The organism is Streptomyces niveiscabiei (assembly GCF_001419795.1).
Taxonomy (GTDB): domain Bacteria; phylum Actinomycetota; class Actinomycetes; order Streptomycetales; family Streptomycetaceae; genus Streptomyces; species Streptomyces niveiscabiei.
This window is the reverse complement of record NZ_LIRL01000200.1, coordinates 1-14,916: the sequence shown is the minus strand read 5'-3', so window position 1 is coordinate 14,916 and position 14,916 is coordinate 1. Positions and strand designations below refer to the sequence as shown.

General features: G+C 72.2%; 14 protein-coding genes and 1 pseudogene. 7 read left to right on the top strand and 8 right to left on the bottom strand.

Going from position 1 to position 14,916, the window contains the following annotated elements; genetic code table 11:
- From AOK24_RS11410 to AOK24_RS11400, 3 genes are all read right to left on the bottom strand, one after another.
- A complete protein-coding gene (locus AOK24_RS11410) occupies positions 1-447 on the bottom strand; it encodes a cyclic nucleotide-binding domain-containing protein (protein ID WP_055719952.1) in 447 nt (148 codons plus the stop codon).
- A 323-nt stretch (positions 448-770) separates the two neighbouring features.
- Positions 771-2,984, bottom strand: a complete 2,214-nt coding sequence (locus AOK24_RS11405) for an FUSC family protein (RefSeq protein ID WP_240553818.1) — start codon at positions 2,982-2,984, stop codon at positions 771-773.
- A 94-nt stretch (positions 2,985-3,078) separates the two neighbouring features.
- Positions 3,079-4,431 carry an NAD(P)/FAD-dependent oxidoreductase gene (locus AOK24_RS11400; RefSeq protein WP_055719950.1) on the bottom strand — a complete coding sequence of 451 codons (1,353 nt, stop codon included), beginning with the start codon at positions 4,429-4,431 and terminating at the stop codon, positions 3,079-3,081.
- Between the two features lie 241 nt (positions 4,432-4,672).
- Here AOK24_RS11400 and AOK24_RS11395 point away from each other — a divergent pair, with 241 nt between their 5' ends.
- Positions 4,673-5,044 (top strand): hypothetical protein, encoded by a 372-nt coding sequence (locus AOK24_RS11395; protein ID WP_055719969.1) that lies wholly within the window; start codon positions 4,673-4,675, stop codon positions 5,042-5,044.
- Positions 5,045-5,047: 3 nt separating this feature from the next.
- On the opposite strand, the gene AOK24_RS11390 is transcribed toward AOK24_RS11395, so the two are convergent.
- Positions 5,048-6,949, bottom strand: coding sequence for an AMP-dependent synthetase/ligase (locus tag AOK24_RS11390; protein ID WP_055719949.1), 1,902 nt, complete (start codon positions 6,947-6,949; stop codon positions 5,048-5,050).
- 281 nt (positions 6,950-7,230) lie between these two features.
- Here AOK24_RS11390 and AOK24_RS11385 point away from each other — a divergent pair, with 281 nt between their 5' ends.
- A complete protein-coding gene (locus tag AOK24_RS11385) occupies positions 7,231-7,689 on the top strand; it encodes a hypothetical protein (protein ID WP_055719948.1) in 459 nt (152 codons plus the stop codon).
- Here AOK24_RS11385 and AOK24_RS11380 read toward each other — a convergent pair.
- Positions 7,686-8,465, bottom strand: coding sequence for a VOC family protein (locus AOK24_RS11380; protein ID WP_055719968.1), 780 nt, complete (start codon positions 8,463-8,465; stop codon positions 7,686-7,688). The genes AOK24_RS11385 and AOK24_RS11380 overlap by 4 nt on opposite strands.
- 115 nt (positions 8,466-8,580) lie before the next feature.
- Here AOK24_RS11380 and AOK24_RS11375 point away from each other — a divergent pair, with 115 nt between their 5' ends.
- The 4 genes from AOK24_RS11375 to AOK24_RS11360 all read left to right on the top strand — a co-directional run bounded on the left by AOK24_RS11375 (position 8,581) and on the right by AOK24_RS11360 (position 11,451).
- Complete coding sequence (locus AOK24_RS11375) at positions 8,581-9,126, top strand: MarR family winged helix-turn-helix transcriptional regulator (RefSeq protein WP_055719947.1); 546 nt, start codon at positions 8,581-8,583, stop codon at positions 9,124-9,126.
- A complete protein-coding gene (locus AOK24_RS11370; protein ID WP_055719946.1) occupies positions 9,123-9,941 on the top strand; it encodes an ABC transporter ATP-binding protein in 819 nt (272 codons plus the stop codon). Before AOK24_RS11375 ends, AOK24_RS11370 begins: the two co-directional genes overlap by 4 nt.
- Positions 9,901-10,743 (top strand): ABC transporter permease, encoded by an 843-nt coding sequence (locus tag AOK24_RS11365; protein WP_055719945.1) that lies wholly within the window; start codon positions 9,901-9,903, stop codon positions 10,741-10,743. Before AOK24_RS11370 ends, AOK24_RS11365 begins: the two co-directional genes overlap by 41 nt.
- Positions 10,744-10,920: 177 nt before the next feature.
- Positions 10,921-11,451 (top strand): hypothetical protein, encoded by a 531-nt coding sequence (locus AOK24_RS11360; protein ID WP_055719967.1) that lies wholly within the window; start codon positions 10,921-10,923, stop codon positions 11,449-11,451.
- Between the two features lie 27 nt (positions 11,452-11,478).
- On the opposite strand, the gene hemC is transcribed toward AOK24_RS11360, so the two are convergent.
- The 3 genes from hemC to AOK24_RS11345 all read right to left on the bottom strand — a co-directional run bounded on the left by hemC (position 11,479) and on the right by AOK24_RS11345 (position 14,596).
- Positions 11,479-12,414 carry a hydroxymethylbilane synthase gene (hemC, locus tag AOK24_RS11355; protein WP_055719944.1) on the bottom strand — a complete coding sequence of 312 codons (936 nt, stop codon included), beginning with the start codon at positions 12,412-12,414 and terminating at the stop codon, positions 11,479-11,481.
- A gap of 116 nt (positions 12,415-12,530) precedes the next feature.
- Entirely contained in the window at positions 12,531-13,307 is a 777-nt protein-coding gene (locus AOK24_RS11350; protein ID WP_055719943.1) for an NPP1 family protein, read from the bottom strand.
- Between the two features lie 137 nt (positions 13,308-13,444).
- The gene (locus tag AOK24_RS11345; RefSeq protein ID WP_055719942.1) at positions 13,445-14,596 is read right to left on the bottom strand and encodes a sensor histidine kinase; all 1,152 of its coding nucleotides are present in this window, start codon (positions 14,594-14,596) and stop codon (positions 13,445-13,447) included.
- 113 nt (positions 14,597-14,709) lie between these two features.
- Here AOK24_RS11345 and AOK24_RS49630 point away from each other — a divergent pair.
- Positions 14,710-14,916 (top strand): annotated as a pseudogene (locus tag AOK24_RS49630) (hypothetical protein); the annotation flags it as partial.

Sequence of the window (14,916 nt, the reverse complement as noted above, 5' to 3'; positions counted from 1 at the left end):
CTACAGCGTCCCCCTCTTGTGCGCCTCCAGCAGTTTCCCCCTCGTCATCTCCAGCCGGTGCGCCAGGATCTCCGCCACCAGCCGCACCAGCGGCAGACCGAGCGTCGGGTCCTGTTCGCACAGGCGCAGTACCGGTTCCGCCTGGAACTCGTAGGCCCGTACCGGGCTGAACGCCTCCGCGCCGAAGTCCCACTCGTACGGGGAGAAGAGCCAGGACCAGCCCAGGAGGTCGCCGGAGCCGAGGCTCGCGACCGTGACGCGCTGCTGGGAGGTGACCTGCTGGTCGAGGCTCACCGCGCCGGAGCGGATGACCCAGAAGCGGTCGGCCGGGCCGCCGGCCTCGAAGATGCGGGTGTCCTCGGGGAAGGAGACCTCCTCGGCGAGGGTGAGCAGGTGTTCGCGCTGGGGCGGGGCGAGGGCGGTCAGGAGTTTGGTCGCTCTGGTCATGGCGCGGGGCTCCTCGGCGCGGGGCGTGTCGGACCCTCTGGGGGTTCCTGCGTTCCATTGGAGCGTGCCCGGGCGGCCAGGGCACCTCGGCGGGTGTGAAGAAAGGGGAAAGCCCTGGCTGGACGGGGGAAGCCAGCCAGGGCTGTCACACGGTGATGTCCGGAGGAGCAGTGCTTCGACTCCGTGCACCCCGTATGTATGAACCGTAAACCATCGAGGGAGATTTCGCGTACCCCCAAGCGGGTTGAGTGACCCGTTTCACTTTCACCCTTCCGGGGAACCGCCTCAAGTGGGCCGGTCTCAAAGGAAGTTCACAGGTTCGCTCAGGCCGCCAGCTCCCCCGACTCGGCCTTCACCGGCGCCCCCAGCGGACGCGCGAGCCCCACGACCGCCTCGTCGAGCCGCTGGAGATGACGCAGCACGCGGTCGGTGACCCGCCCGTACCGGGGCGTGCCGTACCGCCCCGGACGCAGCAGCGACGCGATGCTCGCCCCCGTACGGACGGCCGCGCCCTCGCCCCGGACATGCGCGGCGACCGCCCCGATGTTCGCCACGATCCGCTCACCCGCCCCGCGCAGCCGGGGATCGGCGGCGATGGACGGGTGCGTCGGCAGCAGCTCGGCCGTCGCCGCCAGCGAGCGCGCGTGGTACGCGCACGTCTCCAGCAGCGCCACGACGTACCGCGCCGTGTTCTTGCGGCTGCGCAGCGGCGACACCGGATGCGTCAGGGGCTGCGTCGCGGCCAGCAGGTCGGCAAGCGCCTGGTCGAGCTCGCGGGCCCGCTCCAGCAGGTCGTCCGCCTGCGCGCCGCTGAGCTGGTCCAGGGCGCCGGAGGTGACGTCCGCGAGGTGCTCCAGGACGGCTCCGAGGAGTTCGTCGGTACGCCGGTCCGTGTGCACCGGCAGCACCAGCGCCGCCGCGATCACCCCGCAGGCCGCCCCGAGGGCCGTCTCCTCGATCCGCAGGACCAGCACCGAGAGGCTGAAGGTGTGCAGCAGCGTGTACAGGACGCCGAGCGCGGCCGTCACGAAGAACGACATCAGCGTGTACGACAGGGGCGCGGTGTAGAACATCGCGAACACGCAGAGCAGGACCAGCGCGAACGCCGTCCACGTGTGCTGCCCGACCAGCCCGGCGAGCACCAGCCCCGCCGCCACGCCGAGGACCGTACCCAGCAGCCGCCGGTAGCCCTTGACCAGGATCTCGCCGGTCGACGCGGTGTTCAGGAAGACGATCCAGCAGGTCAGGACGGCCCAGTACCAGCGCTGCGAGGACAGGAACTCGCCGCCGACGATCGCCAGCGACGAGCCCACGGCGACCTGGAGTGCGGCCCGGGTCGTCGGCCGGGCGAGGCCCGTCTCCTCCGGCTCCTGCTCGGCCTCCAGCGCCGCGTCCTCCGCGTCGAGTTCCTCCCGGGAGCGGGCCGTCTCCGCCGTGTCGTCGGCGTCGTCCTGCGGGCCGTCCAGCACGATCCGCAGGCCCAGGACCGCGCGCGCGGCCTCTCCTATGCCCCGGAAGACGTCCTGCACGGCCGGCGGCCCCGCCGGGAGGTTCTCCTCGTCGCGGTAGCCGAGGAGGCGGTTGCGCAGGAACGACCGAGAGGTCCCGGCCGCCTCCGGTTCGCGCACGAGCAGGCGCAGCGCGGACAGGTCCCGGCGCAGGGTGTCCCGCGCGGCGTCCCGGGCCAGGAGCTTGCCGCCCTCGGGGACGGGCGCGCCGGGGAGGTGCAGGGTGAGCGTGTCCGCGCGTTCGGCGCTGCGGGCGGTCAGCAGGAGCAGGCCGAGGCGCTCGGCGGTGATCTCCGCGTCCGCGATCCGGCGCTGGACGAGCCGGGCCGACGCCTCGTCCGGGGTGCCCTCCTCCAGGCGGCTCTGGATCATCAGCGCCGACTCGTGCAGGCGCGCGGTGCGCTCACGCAAGTGCTCCAACGCCTTCTCGACGTCCTCGGGGCCCGCGTCCAGCAGCTCCAGCTGCGCGTCCAGTAGCTGCGCGAGGCGGGCGCGGAACGCCCTGCGCAGGCGGTGGAAGATACCGGCCGAGGTCTGCGGGACGAGGACGAACCGCGCGACCGCGCTGCACGCGAACGCCACGGCGACCGTGCCGAGGAACCCGGGCAGGCTCCCGGCGCGCACGCCGACGAACAGGGCGACGAAGTGGGTCTGGAACGCGATCATGCCGAGCGCGTGACCCCGGTCGCCGAACCGCCTCCCGTACACCGCGCCGAAGATCAGCGCGACGAAGAACACGTCCCCGACGACCACCAGCGAGTGCAGCAGCGTCGCCAGCGCGACCGACGCGGCGGCCACCGGCAGGCCCAGCGCCAGCGTCACCCCCTGCGGGCCGCGCCGCTTCTCCTGGATCGCGAACGTCGCGACCATCGCGGTGATCGCCCCCGCGACCAGATGCGACACGCCCACCCCGAACGGCGCCAGCACCGCGAGCGTCAACGCGATCGCCCCGGTCGTCCTGAGCCCCGCCGCGAGCCGCAACAGCCCCGGATCGGAGGCCGAGACCCTGTCCCACACCCGCCTGACCACTGTGTTCACGCGGCGTACTTTATGCGGGGCGGCTGGGAGAAGAGGCGGGGGACGGGGCGGGATCCCGCAGGCCGGACATCCCCCGCCTCGCCGCTCACTTCTGCTTGATCTGCTCCGCGACCTGCTCCGCCGTCAGGTACGTGTCCGTGTACTCGAAGTCGCTCATCCGGGCCGGCCTGCGGTACTGGAAGCCGGTGCGGACGAAATCGTCGCCCGCGACGGCGTTGAGGGTCCAGTTCGTCAGGACGCGGACCTTCGCGACGTTCGTGCGCAGCGCCGACCAGTGGTAGCCCCGCGCGACCGCCTGCGCGGGCAGGCCCCGCAGCTCCACGCCCATCGGCTTGGACACCGCGTCCGTGCCGCCGAGGTCCACGACCAGGCCGAGGTCCTTGTGCTGGTACGGCTTGGCCGGCAGCCCCCGCAACGTGGCGATGACGTTGTCCGCGACGACCTTGCCCTGCCGCATCGCGTGCTGCGCGGTCGGCGGGCAGATCGCCCCGTCCTCGCCCTTGGCCAGGTCGGGCACGGCCGCCGCGTCCCCGAGGGCGAACACCCCGTCGTGCCCGGGGAGCGACATCTCCGGCGTCACCGCGAGCCGTCCGCGCACCGTCTCCGCGCCGAGCGTCCCGATGAGGGGGCTCGCGGCGACCCCGGCGGTCCAGATCAGCGTGCGCGTCGGGATCACCCGGCCGTCCGTGAAGGTGACCTCCTCGGCCCCGGCCTTCTCGATGGACACGCCGAGCGAGATCTCGACGCCCCGCTTGCGCAGCACCTCCTGCGCGCTGGAGCCGAGCTTGTCACCGAGCTCCGGCATCAACTTGGGCGCGATGTCGATGAGATGCCACTTGATCAGCTTCGGGTCCAGGCGCGGATAGCGCTTGACGGCGTTGCGGGTCAGCAGCTGGAGGCAGGCGGCCGTCTCGGTGCCCGCGTACCCGCCGCCGACGACCACGAACTGGAGCCGGGAGGCCCGCTCGGCGGGGTCGTCGCTGGCGTCGGCCAGATCGAGCTGCGCGATGACGTGGTCACGGACGTACGCGGCCTCGGAGAGCGTCTTCATGCCGATCGCGTGGTCGGTGAGGCCGGGAATGTCGAACGTGCGGGTCACACTGCCGGGGGCGAGGACGAGGTAGTCGTACGGCTCGTTCACCAGCTGCCCGGTGATCGTGCGGACCACGCACACCTTGGACTTGAGGTCGACGCCGATCGCGCCGCCCGGGATGATCCGGGTCCGGTACCTGCTGCTGCGGCGCAGCGACACGGCGATCGACTGCGGGGTCAGCACACCCGACGCCACCTGCGGCAGCAGCGGCAGGTACAGCTGGTAGGCGAACGGCGTCACCAGGGTGATGTCCGCCTCGCCCGGGGACAGGCCCCGCTCCAGCCGCCGGACGCATCCCACGCCAGCGAAACCCGCACCGACCACCAGGATCCTGGGTCGATCCACGTCGACCTCCCTTTCTACGGCACCACACCGATCCCACCGTGCCGGGAGCGCTCGCGCCAGCCGGGAGAGGCAAGTTGACGACCCCGGCCCGATAGTCACATTGCAATACCCCCGTCACACGGTTCCATGCGTGCCGTACGGCACGCGCCCGCGCCGCGTCAGGGCGGCTCCGGGCGGGTATGGGGGAGCTGTACGGACGGCGGCTGGCGGCCGTCCACGGGGTGAAAGGGAGGGAGCCGTGTTGACCAGCGAGAGAATCTGGACGTACGGGCCGCAGACCGGCCGTACCGAGGGCCGGGCACTGACCGGCTACACCGTCGTCGCGACCGACGGCACCGTGGGCCGCGTGGAGCGCGAGGCCGCACCCCAGGGCCTGTGCCACCTCGTCGTCGAGACCGGCATGTGGGTCTTCGGCCGCAGCGCGGTCGTCCCGGCGGGCACGGTCGCCGGGATCGACGACACGGGCCGGCGCGTCCTGCTGACCTGCACCCGCGACGAGGTGAAGGCCGCGCCGCGCTTCCGCACCGACAGCGAGACGCGCGACCCCGGCTACCTGGCGACCGTCGGCGCCTACTACCTGCGCCTCACCCCGCGCGGCACCGCGCCCGCGTAGCGCTCAGCGGAACACGTCGTCCGCGTCGTCCCAGCTCAGCGACTCCGGCGGGCTGTAGCGGGGGATCGGCGCGCGGGCCTGGTACATCGCCTCGATCTCCGCCGACCAGTGCGCGGTGATCGAGTCCCGGCGCAGCTTCATCGACGGCGTCAGCAGCCCGCCCGCCTGGTCGAAGGCGCGCGGCAGGATCCGGAAGACACGGATCGACTCGGAGCGGGACACGGCGCTGTTGGCGGCGGCGACGGCACGGCCGATCTCCTCGCGCAGCGCGTTCTCCTCGCGCGCCTCACGGCTCGGCACGTCCCCCTGGAGGGCGAGCCGGGCCCGCCAGTGCGCCAGGAACTGCGGGTCCAGGGTGATGAGCGCGCCGACACAGGGCCGGTTGTCGCCGACCACGACCGCCTGGTGGACCAACGGGTGCATGCGCAGCCGCTGTTCGAGGAGCGTCGGCGCGACGGACTTGCCGCTGGTCGTGACGATGACGTCCTTCTTGCGGCCGGTGATCGTCAGATAGCCGTCCGAGTCGAGGTGCCCGAGGTCGCCGGTGGCCAGCCAGCCGCCCCGCAGCACCGCCCGGGTCGCCGTCTCGTCGCCGACGTACCCCTGGAACACCGACGGGCCGTGCACCAGGATCTCCCCGTCGTCGGCGACCCGGACGTCCATACCGGGCAGCGCCTGGCCGACCGTGCCCGACTTCTCGCGGCCCAGCGGCTGCATGGTGACACCGCCGCCGGTCTCGGTGAGGCCGTAGCCGTCGTGGACGTAGATGCCGATGCCCTCGTAGAACAGGGACAGGTCGCGGTGCAGGGTGGAGCCGCCGGAGGTGGCGCGGCGGACCCGGCCGCCGAGCGCGGCGCGCAGTCTGCGGTAGACGGTCCGCTCGAAGACGGCGTGCTGCATCCGCAGGTCGAAGCCGGGACCCGTGCCCCGGCCGAGGCGCTGGCGCTCCACGGCCGTCGCGAACTCCCGCGCGGTCTGCGCCGCCCGCTCGAACAGCCCGCCCCTGCCGCTCTGCTGGGCCGTGAGCAGGAACCCCTTGTAGATCTTCTCGAACACCGACGGCACCGCGTACAGGTACGTCGGCCGGAAGGAGCGCAGCGCCGCCGTGATCGCCGCCTCGCTCATGTCCGGCTCGTGCCCCATGACGAAGCCGCCGCGTATGCACAGGCCCTGCACCATCAGCCCGTACACGTGCGAGAACGGCAGGAACGCGAGGACGGCCGGACGCTCGCCCGGCGCCGCGACCGTGTGCCCCCACCCGGCGAGCAGCGTGTCGCAGGGGCTCGCGAGGCCCGCGTGGCTCAGCGCGCAGCCCAGCGGGCGCCCCGAGGTGCCGGAGGTGTAGACGATCGCCGCCGTCGAGTCCGGGAACACGATCCGGCGCAGCGACTCCACCGTCGTCACCGGCACCGACTCGCCCGCCGCCGCGAGCTGTTCGAGGGCGCCCGCGTCCAGCTGCCAGACGTGCCGCAGCCCGTCGAGCCCCGCGCACACCGAACCGACCGTCATCACGGTCGCCTCGTCCTCCACGACCACCCCGACACAGCCCGAGTCCCGCAGGATCCACTCCACCTGGTCCCGCGACGACGTCGGATACACCGGCACGATCTCCGCGCCCACCGTCCACAGCGCGTAGCTCAGCACCGTCCACTCGTAGCGGGTGCGCGCCATCACCGCGACCCGGTGGCCCGGCGAGATCCCCGAGGCGACGAACCCCCGCGCCAGCGCCACCACTTCGTCCCGCAGCCGGGCGGCGCTCACCTCCTCCCACCCCTCGAGGCCGCCCGCCGGACGCCGCGCCAGCACCGCGCGCCCGGGGGTGCGCTGCGCCGCGTCGAAGACGCTGTCGGCGAGTCCTCCGGTCAGGGGGGAGAGGGGTGGGGGAGCGACCGTGACGTCGCGCATGCACTGGCTCCTGACACGTACGGGCTGCGGGGCTCGAATCTAGCCCAGTCACCGGCGCTTTTGACCTCGAACGCACAAGGAAACAGCACTGATCGACGACATCGCCACCACTTCGTCCACCTCGCTTCCACCTGGCCTTTTCAAGTGGCATAACCCGGACGATCACGGGTACGCGAGGTGCTCGTGTTGCACGGATGGAGCAACGCCCCCACCGTGGAAGTGACGCGGGAGCGAACGGCAGTCACGCTCCGTGGAGCAGACTCGGTGAGGAGCCAACGACGATGAAGACCGCCGCTCCCTGCACCTACCACCTCGACGTCGACGTCAGCCCCGAACGGGCCGGACAGGTCCGGCGCATCCTCGCCGCACACCTGCGGCACTGGGGCCTGGAGACGCTGGTGGAACCCGTCGGGGAAGGCGCCGAGCTGCTGCTCAACGCCATCGACCGGCACGCCGTCGACAAACGCGCGGCGATCGAGATGTGGTGGAACGGCCACCACCTCATCACCGCCGTCGCCGAGCACGACCCCGACCTGCGCCCCGACCAGGACCTGCGCGCCTGCCTCGCCCGCCTCGCCGCCACCAGCGACGGCTGGGGCTGCTGCGCCACGGCCGGCGGCGCCAAGGTCATCTGGTTCAGCCGCCGCGCCCGCACGGGCAGACACGCCGTACTCATCCCGGTACGTCCGGTCCCCGGCCTGCGCATGAGCCTGGACCTGCCCCGGGCGACCCCGGCCTAGCCCTGCCGCTCCACGACCGTGAACTGGGCCCCGTCCGGGTCGCGCAGGACGACGTGCTCCGCCGACTTCGTCAGGACGCTCCCGCCGTGCCGCTCCGCCGCACGCGCGCACGCGGCGACGTCCTCGGCCCGGAAATGGACCTGCCAGTGCGGCCGTACCGTCGGATCGGGCGCCGCCTCCAGGGCGCCGGAGCCGATGCGGGCCACCGCCGCGCCCCGGCTGCGCAGCACGACCTCGCCGTCCTCGTAGTGCACCTCGCAGGAGCCCGGAAGGTCCGACGCCCAGTCCAGGACCTCGCCGTAGAAGATCGCCGACGCGAACGCGTCCCGCGTGTGGAGGCGGACCAGGGCGGGGGCCGCGCGGCGCCACAGGTCCCAGTCGCCGAACAGCTCGCCCTCCCAGATGCCGAACGCGGCGCCGTCCCGGTCGGCCAGCAGCGCCGCGCGGCCCGGGGGCAGCGACACCGGGCCCACCGCGACCGTGCCGCCCCGCTCCCGGACCCGGCCCACCGCCTCGTCCGCGCCGATCACCGCGAAGTACGGCGTCCACGCCACCGCCATCTGCCACATCGCCGCCACCCCCGCGACCCCGGCCACCGGGACGCCGTCCGCCGAGGCGACCCGGAAGTGGTCGCCCAGGGAGCCCTGGCGCCACTCCCAGCCGAACACGGCTGTGTAGAACTCCTGGGTGGCCGCCAGCTCGCGGGTGGTCAGGCTGACCCAGCAGGGCGCCCCGAACACGGAGCGGGTGGTGACGACCTCGGGACGTGGGTTCATGACGATCTCCGGTACGGCGGTCGGGGGCAGGTCCAGTGTCGTGCGCACCGAGTGCCCACCGCCTCTTGACTCACCCTTGAGGATGTTACCTCTGCTAAAGAGATAATCTGCTCGTATGGACGACGAGACGTTTCCCCAGGAACTCGCCGACACGATCGCCGGCGTCCAGCGGCTCCTGCGGCGCAGGCTGCGCGCCGGGCTCACCGTCCCGAGACTGCGCGGCGGCGAGGCCGAACTCCTGCGCCTCGTCGGCACCCGGCCCGGCATCGGCGTCACCGAAGCCGCCAAGGAACTGCTCCTCGCGGGCAACTCCGTCTCCACCCTCGTCAACCGGCTCGTGCGAGAGGGGTTCCTGATCCGCGAGACCGACCCCGCCGACCGGCGCGCCGCACGCCTCAGGCTCACCGAGGCCGCCGAACTCCGGCTGCGGGACTGGCGGGCACGGCGCGCGGAACTCGTCGAGCGCGAGGTCGCCCGCCTCGACGCGGACGACCGGGCGGCGCTGAGAGCGGCGCTGCCCGCGCTGCGGACCCTCGCCGTACAGCTCCAGCAGGAACCCGAAGAGTCCCAGGAACCCGAAGAGTCTCAGGAAGCCGAAAAGTCTCAGGAAGCCGAAGAGTTCCAGGAACCCGAAGAGCCTCAGGAGGAGAACCCCTCATGACCGACGCCGTCACCTGCACCGGACTCGCCTACTCCTTCGGGGACACCCGGGCCGTCGACGGCCTCGACCTCACCGTCGCCGAGGGCGAGGTCTTCGGCCTCCTCGGACCCAACGGCGCGGGCAAGACCACCGCCATCCGCTGCCTCACCACCCTGCTGCCGGTCCCCGCAGGCATGGTCCGTGTCTTCGGCCACGACGCCGCCGACGACCGCATGGCCGTCCGCCGCCTCCTCGGCTACGTCCCCCAGCAGCTGTCCGCCGACGCCGGGCTCACCGGGCGCGAGAACGTGTCCCTGTTCGCCCGCGTCTTCGACGTACCCCGCCGCGAGCGCGCTGAGCGCGTCGGGCAGGCGCTGGCCGCCGTCGGGCTCACCGACGCCGCCGAGCGGCTCGCCGGGACGTACTCCGGCGGCATGGTCAGGCGCCTCGAACTCGCCCAGGCACTCGTCAGCGCGCCCCGGCTGCTCATCCTCGACGAACCCACCATCGGCCTCGACCCGATCGCCCGCACCGGCGTCTGGGAGCACATCGGCGCCGTGCGCGAGGCGACCGGGATGACCGTCCTCGTCACCACCCACTACATGGACGAGGCCGACCACTACTGCGACCGCGTCGGACTCATGCACCACGGCCGGGTACGCGCGCTCGGCACGCCCGGGGAACTGCGCGCGGGCCTCGCCGCCCGGCGGGGCACCGAACAGCTGCCCAGCCTGGAGGACGTCTTCCGGGACGTCGCCGGCGGCTCCCTCGACGAGAACTCAGGAGACTTCCGAGATGTCCGAAGCACCCGCCGCACCGCTCAGCGCGTCGGCTGACATATCCCTCCTCGTCAAACCCCCCGCCCCGCGCGCCGGTTGGCGGCTCGTGCCCGCGCGGGTCGGCGCGATGTGCGTCGTCGAACTCCAGAAACTCCGGCACGACCGCACCGAGTTGTACACCCGCGCCGTGCAACCCGCCCTGTGGCTGCTGATCTTCGGGCAGACGTTCACCCGCATCCGCGCGATCCCCACCGGAGGCATCCCGTACGTCGACTACCTCGCGCCCGGGATCATCGCCCAGTCCGCCATGTTCATCGCGATCTTCTACGGCATCCAGATCATCTGGGAGCGCGACGCGGGCGTCCTCAACAAGCTCCTCGTCACGCCGACGCCGCGCGCCGCCCTCATCACCGGCAAGGCGTTCGCCGCCGGCGTGAAGTCGGTGGTCCAGGCCGTCGTCGTCATCGTCATCGCGGCGCTCCTCGGGGTCGCGCTCACCTGGAACCCGCTCCGGCTGCTCGGCGTGCTCGCGGTCGTCGTCCTCGGGTCCGCGTTCTTCTCCTGCCTGTCCATGACCATCGCCGGGATCGTCCTCAGCCGCGACCGGCTCATGGGGATCGGGCAGGCGATCACCATGCCGCTGTTCTTCGGCTCCAACGCGCTCTACCCCGTCTCCGTCATGCCCGGCTGGCTCCAGTCCGTCAGCGCGTTCAACCCCCTCAGCTACGAAGTGAACGCCCTGCGCGGTCTCCTGATCGGTACGCCGGCCCATCTCGCCGTCGACTTCGGGGTGCTCGCGCTCGCCGCCGCGCTCGGGGTCGCCGCGTCCTCCGCGCTGCTCGGCCGGCTCGCCCGGTGACGTGATGTGCGGCACGTTTGCACAAGGCGTCACCTCGGACGTTCTGATATTTCCGCTGGGCACGGCTTGATCACCGATCAAAAGGGACGATGTCCCAGGCCACGGCGCATTCCGCTCATTTGACAGTGCACTCGGGCCACGGATAGGACTCAGCCGGTGGACGTCGGGAGGTGGGCCGTGTACGAGCCGAACGTGGTCGGAGACTGGCAGGAGTACGAGGCGTACTCCGGTCTGCGTCTGCGCGTGAACCGGCTGGAGCGCGCGGAGCCCCCGCGAGGCCGCGACGACGCCGCCGACGGCCTCACGTACTTCCGCCTCCGCGTGGTCGTGGAGAACCGCGGCGAGTCCAAGTACTGCATCCACCTGGAGGACGGCCAGATCGACGTCCGCCTCGGCCCCGACGGCGAGAGCGCCTTCGTCGACTGGCGCAACTCCCAGTTCGTCGAGGGCTTCGACGTCTACCCCCTGCGCCGGGTGACGGCGGTCCTGCACGCCGCAGGACCCGAGTCCGCGCTGGACCGCATCGACATCCAGGTCCAACTCCGCGTCGACGACGAGTGGACCGAACGGCGCCTGTGGACAGGCGCGTTGGACCTCTGCGAGGAACGCGTCGGCGCGGCCCCCAGCGCGGGCCGCGAGAGCGAACTCTCCCGCCAGGTCAGCAACTACCTCCGCGACCAGACGGAGGCGGGGGACGGAACGTCCTGAGGGCGGCGTGGACCGCCCCCGAAGGACTCAGTGGGGGATGCCGTCGATCAGTTCCCGTGCTCCCTGCCGCAGCAGCGCCACCGCCACCGAGGTGCCCAGCGTCGCCGGGTCCAGGGGGCCGGCCCATTCGTGGGCGTTGAGGCGGGTCTTGCCGTCCGGGGTGAAGACGCAGGCGCGCAGGGAGAGTTCGCCGGTGCGGTCGACCTGGGCGTAGCCGGCGATGGGGCTGTTGCAGTGGCCCTGGAGGACGTGGAGGAACATGCGTTCCGCCGTGGCCTCGCGGTGGGTCGAGGGGTCGCCCAGGGCGCTGACCGTGTCGATCAGGTCCGTGTCGCCCTCGCGGCACTGGAGGGCGAGGATGCCCGCGCCGATGGGCGGCATCATCGCCTCGGGGGAGAGGATCTCGGTGATGACGTCGGTGCGGTCGATGCGCTCCAGGCCCGAGACCGCGAGGAGCAGCGCGTCGGCCTCGCCCGCGGCGAGCTTCTCCAGGCGCCGGTTCGCGTTGCCCCGGAACGGCACGCACTCCAAGTGCGGGTGAGTGGCCGCGAGTTGGGCGATGCGGCGGACCGAGGAGGTGCCGATGCGGGTGCCGTCGGGCAGCTCGTCCAGGGTCAGGCCACCGGGGTGGATCAGCGCGTCGCGGATGTCGTCGCGCTTGAGGAACGCGGCGAACACGGTCCCGGCGGGCAGCGGCCGGTCCGCCGGGACGTCCTTCACGCAGTGGACGGCGAGATCCGCCTCCCCGGCGAGCAGCGCGGCGTCGACCTCTTTGGTGAACGCGCCCTTGCCCTCGACCTGCGCCAGGTCGCCCAGCCACTTGTCACCGGTCGTCTTCACCGGCACGACCTCGGTGCGCACCCCGGGATACAGGGCGCCCAACTCGGCGCGCACCCGCTCCACTTGGGCCAGGGCCATGGGCGAGTCGCGGGAGACGATACGGATCAGTTCGGGTACCGACATGTGAGACACGATAGACCCTCCCGGCCGCCCCACGGACACCGCGGGCCCCCGTCCGGCCGAGCCTCGACCGTCCCCCGAACCCGGTTGGACCCGGATTCGAGGGACCGTCCGTCAGCTCACGCGTTGGGGTCGAACGGGATGCCCGAGGGCTTCGCCTTCGTCAGGTGGGCGGCGAAGTTCGCGTCCTTGAGCCCGAAGTTGGCGGACCCGAAGTCGTACGCGCTCAGCTTGTCCCGCAGCCCCGCCGGGTACCCGTTCCAGCCGACCAGCGGCGGGTACTGCCAGGTGTGCTTGTCGTTCTCCGGCGGCTCGTCGTTCGTGCCCGCCAGCCGGAAGCAGTGCGTGCTGATGCCGTCCTTGTGGTAGACGACCTTCGCGTGCGTCCCGTCGAACCGCACCGAGGACGCCGGACTGACCGTGAACGAGCCGTGGTTGGACGTCGCGACGTACTGGACCGTGCCGTTCTGCACCCAGACCACGACGTGTTCCCAGTCGTGCCGGTGCCCGCCGATGCTGCTGTTGGCGAGGGCCTGGTCCTTCTCGAAGTACAGGCCGTACATGTACGCGCACCAGCCGTTGTTGCACTTGGCGCGCGAGTAGCTGTTCGTGTTGTCCAGGTCCGACGCGTCGTGGCAGTCGCCGCTGAGCGAACCCGTCGGGTTCAGACCGCCGTTGACCGTCCCGTCGGGGCCGATCGCGGGGGTCGAGTAGCAGCCGTCGGTGTCGTAGTCGAACGCCGGCAGGTACGTCAGCTCGGCGGCGTCCGCGTTCTGCGGCAGCGCCTTCGGCGGAGCGGCGTACGCGGCCGTCGGGACGGCGAGCACGAGCGCGCCGGCGAGCGCCGACACGGTGAGCCATCTGCGGCGGCCCGACGGGGACTTGGGTGACGACAAGGCGGTCCTCCGGGTGGGGGGAGAAGGGGGGCGCGGGGGGCAGCTCAGCTTCCCCGCTTTTCCCACCCCCGCCAAGAGGTCATGCACATATCAGAAGTGAAGTATCGGCGAAGACTTGGCTGTTGAGGGGCGGTTTGTCACCACACGCACGGCAGCTCCGCGGTCACCACCGTCGGACCCCCGGCCGGACTGGCGACCGTGACCGTCCCGTCCAGCGCCGCGACCCTCCTGCGCATCCCGGTCAGCCCCGACCCCGCGTGATCGCCCGCGCCGCCCTTCCCCGCGTCGCGGATCTCGACCAGCAGCCCCCGCCTCGTCCGCGCCAGCCCCACCCACGCGTGACCGGCGCCGCTGTGCTTCGCGACGTTCGTCAGCGACTCGGCGACCACGAAGTACGCCGCCGCCTCCACCGCGGCGGGCGGCCGTACGGCGTCGTCCAGACCCTCGGCGCGCACGTCGACCGTCAGCCCGCTGCTCCCCGCGAGCGCGCGTACGGCACCCACCAGACCCCGGTCCGTGAGGATCGGCGGGTGGATGCCCCGGACGACGTGCCGCAGCTCGGCGAGGGCCTCCTCCGCCTGGCCCAGCGCGTCGTCCAGCAGTGCGCGCGCCTTCTCCGGGTTCGCCTCGTACGCGCGTTGCGCCAGCCCGATCCGCATCGACAGGGCGACCAGGCGGGCCTGGGCCCCGTCGTGCAGGTCCCGTTCGATACGGCGCAGTTCGGCGCCGTGCGCGGCGACCGCGTCGGCCCGTGTCGTCGTCAGCTCCGTCACCCGCGCCTCCAGGAGCGCTTCCGGCGAGGGGCGCAGCAGGGCCGCCGACCAGCTCGCCTCCAGGTCGGCCAGCTTCGTGATCAGCGGCAGGACCAGGGCGCGCCGGCGCAGGACGCCGCACCGGACGCCGTCCACGACCAGGCCGACCGGCCACAGCGGGACCATCAGCAGGGTCGTCCAGCCGTACGCGTACTGCGCGGCCATCCACAGCAGGTCCTTGCCGGTGCCCGGGTCCCGTACGGCGGTCCTGACGCGGTCCGCGAGCGGGCCCGTGACCGGGCGGTACGCCTCCGGGATCGGCCGGCCCGTCCACTTCGCCGTCAGTGCCCGCTTGGCGCCCGCGATCCGGCGGACGATCAGCACCGTCTCCGGCAGCATCCAGATGCCGACCACCGCGACGACGCAGACGGCCGTGATCAGCAGGACCGTGATGAACAGGTACGACAGGAACGCCACGGCCGCGGCGAGGGCGAGGTGGGCCGAGGCGCGGGCGGCCTGGCGGAGGGTCGCGAGCATGGGGGTCCCGGGTCGGCGTTGCTTGAGTCAGGCAAATATATGGGTGTCACTTGAGTCAAGCAAGCTGTTGGGATTTGCTTGCGTAAGGCAAGCAGGAGGCTAGGGTGAACGGCATGTTCGCTTGCCCCGTCTGCCGGGCTCCCCTCGTCGCCCCCGGCGTCCACCCGCCCTCCCTGGTCCGGGGCTCCGGACAGCGCGTGCTCGTCGCCGCCCGGGAAGTCGCCGTCGTCGAACTCCTCGCCGTGAGCCTGGAGTTGGCCGGTTACCGGGTCGGGCTCGCCGGGAGCTTCGGGGAGACCGTGGCCCGGCTGGGGGAGGGG

Excerpts from the sequence above, each read along its gene's own strand:
- AOK24_RS11410 (WP_055719952.1), bottom strand. The coding sequence starts at position 447 with ATGACCAGAGCGACCAAACTCCTGACCGCCCTCGCCCCGCCCCAGCGC.
- AOK24_RS11390 (WP_055719949.1), bottom strand. The coding sequence starts at position 6,949 with ATGCGCGACGTCACGGTCGCTCCCCCACCCCTCTCCCCCCTGACCGGA.
- AOK24_RS11385 (WP_055719948.1), top strand. The coding sequence starts at position 7,231 with ATGAAGACCGCCGCTCCCTGCACCTACCACCTCGACGTCGACGTCAGC.
- AOK24_RS11380 (WP_055719968.1), bottom strand. The coding sequence starts at position 8,465 with ATGAACCCACGTCCCGAGGTCGTCACCACCCGCTCCGTGTTCGGGGCG.
- AOK24_RS11375 (WP_055719947.1), top strand. The coding sequence starts at position 8,581 with ATGGACGACGAGACGTTTCCCCAGGAACTCGCCGACACGATCGCCGGC.
- AOK24_RS11370 (WP_055719946.1), top strand. The coding sequence starts at position 9,123 with ATGACCGACGCCGTCACCTGCACCGGACTCGCCTACTCCTTCGGGGAC.
- AOK24_RS11365 (WP_055719945.1), top strand. The coding sequence starts at position 9,901 with ATGTCCGAAGCACCCGCCGCACCGCTCAGCGCGTCGGCTGACATATCC.
- hemC (WP_055719944.1), bottom strand. The coding sequence starts at position 12,414 with ATGTCGGTACCCGAACTGATCCGTATCGTCTCCCGCGACTCGCCCATG.
- AOK24_RS11345 (WP_055719942.1), bottom strand. The coding sequence starts at position 14,596 with ATGCTCGCGACCCTCCGCCAGGCCGCCCGCGCCTCGGCCCACCTCGCC.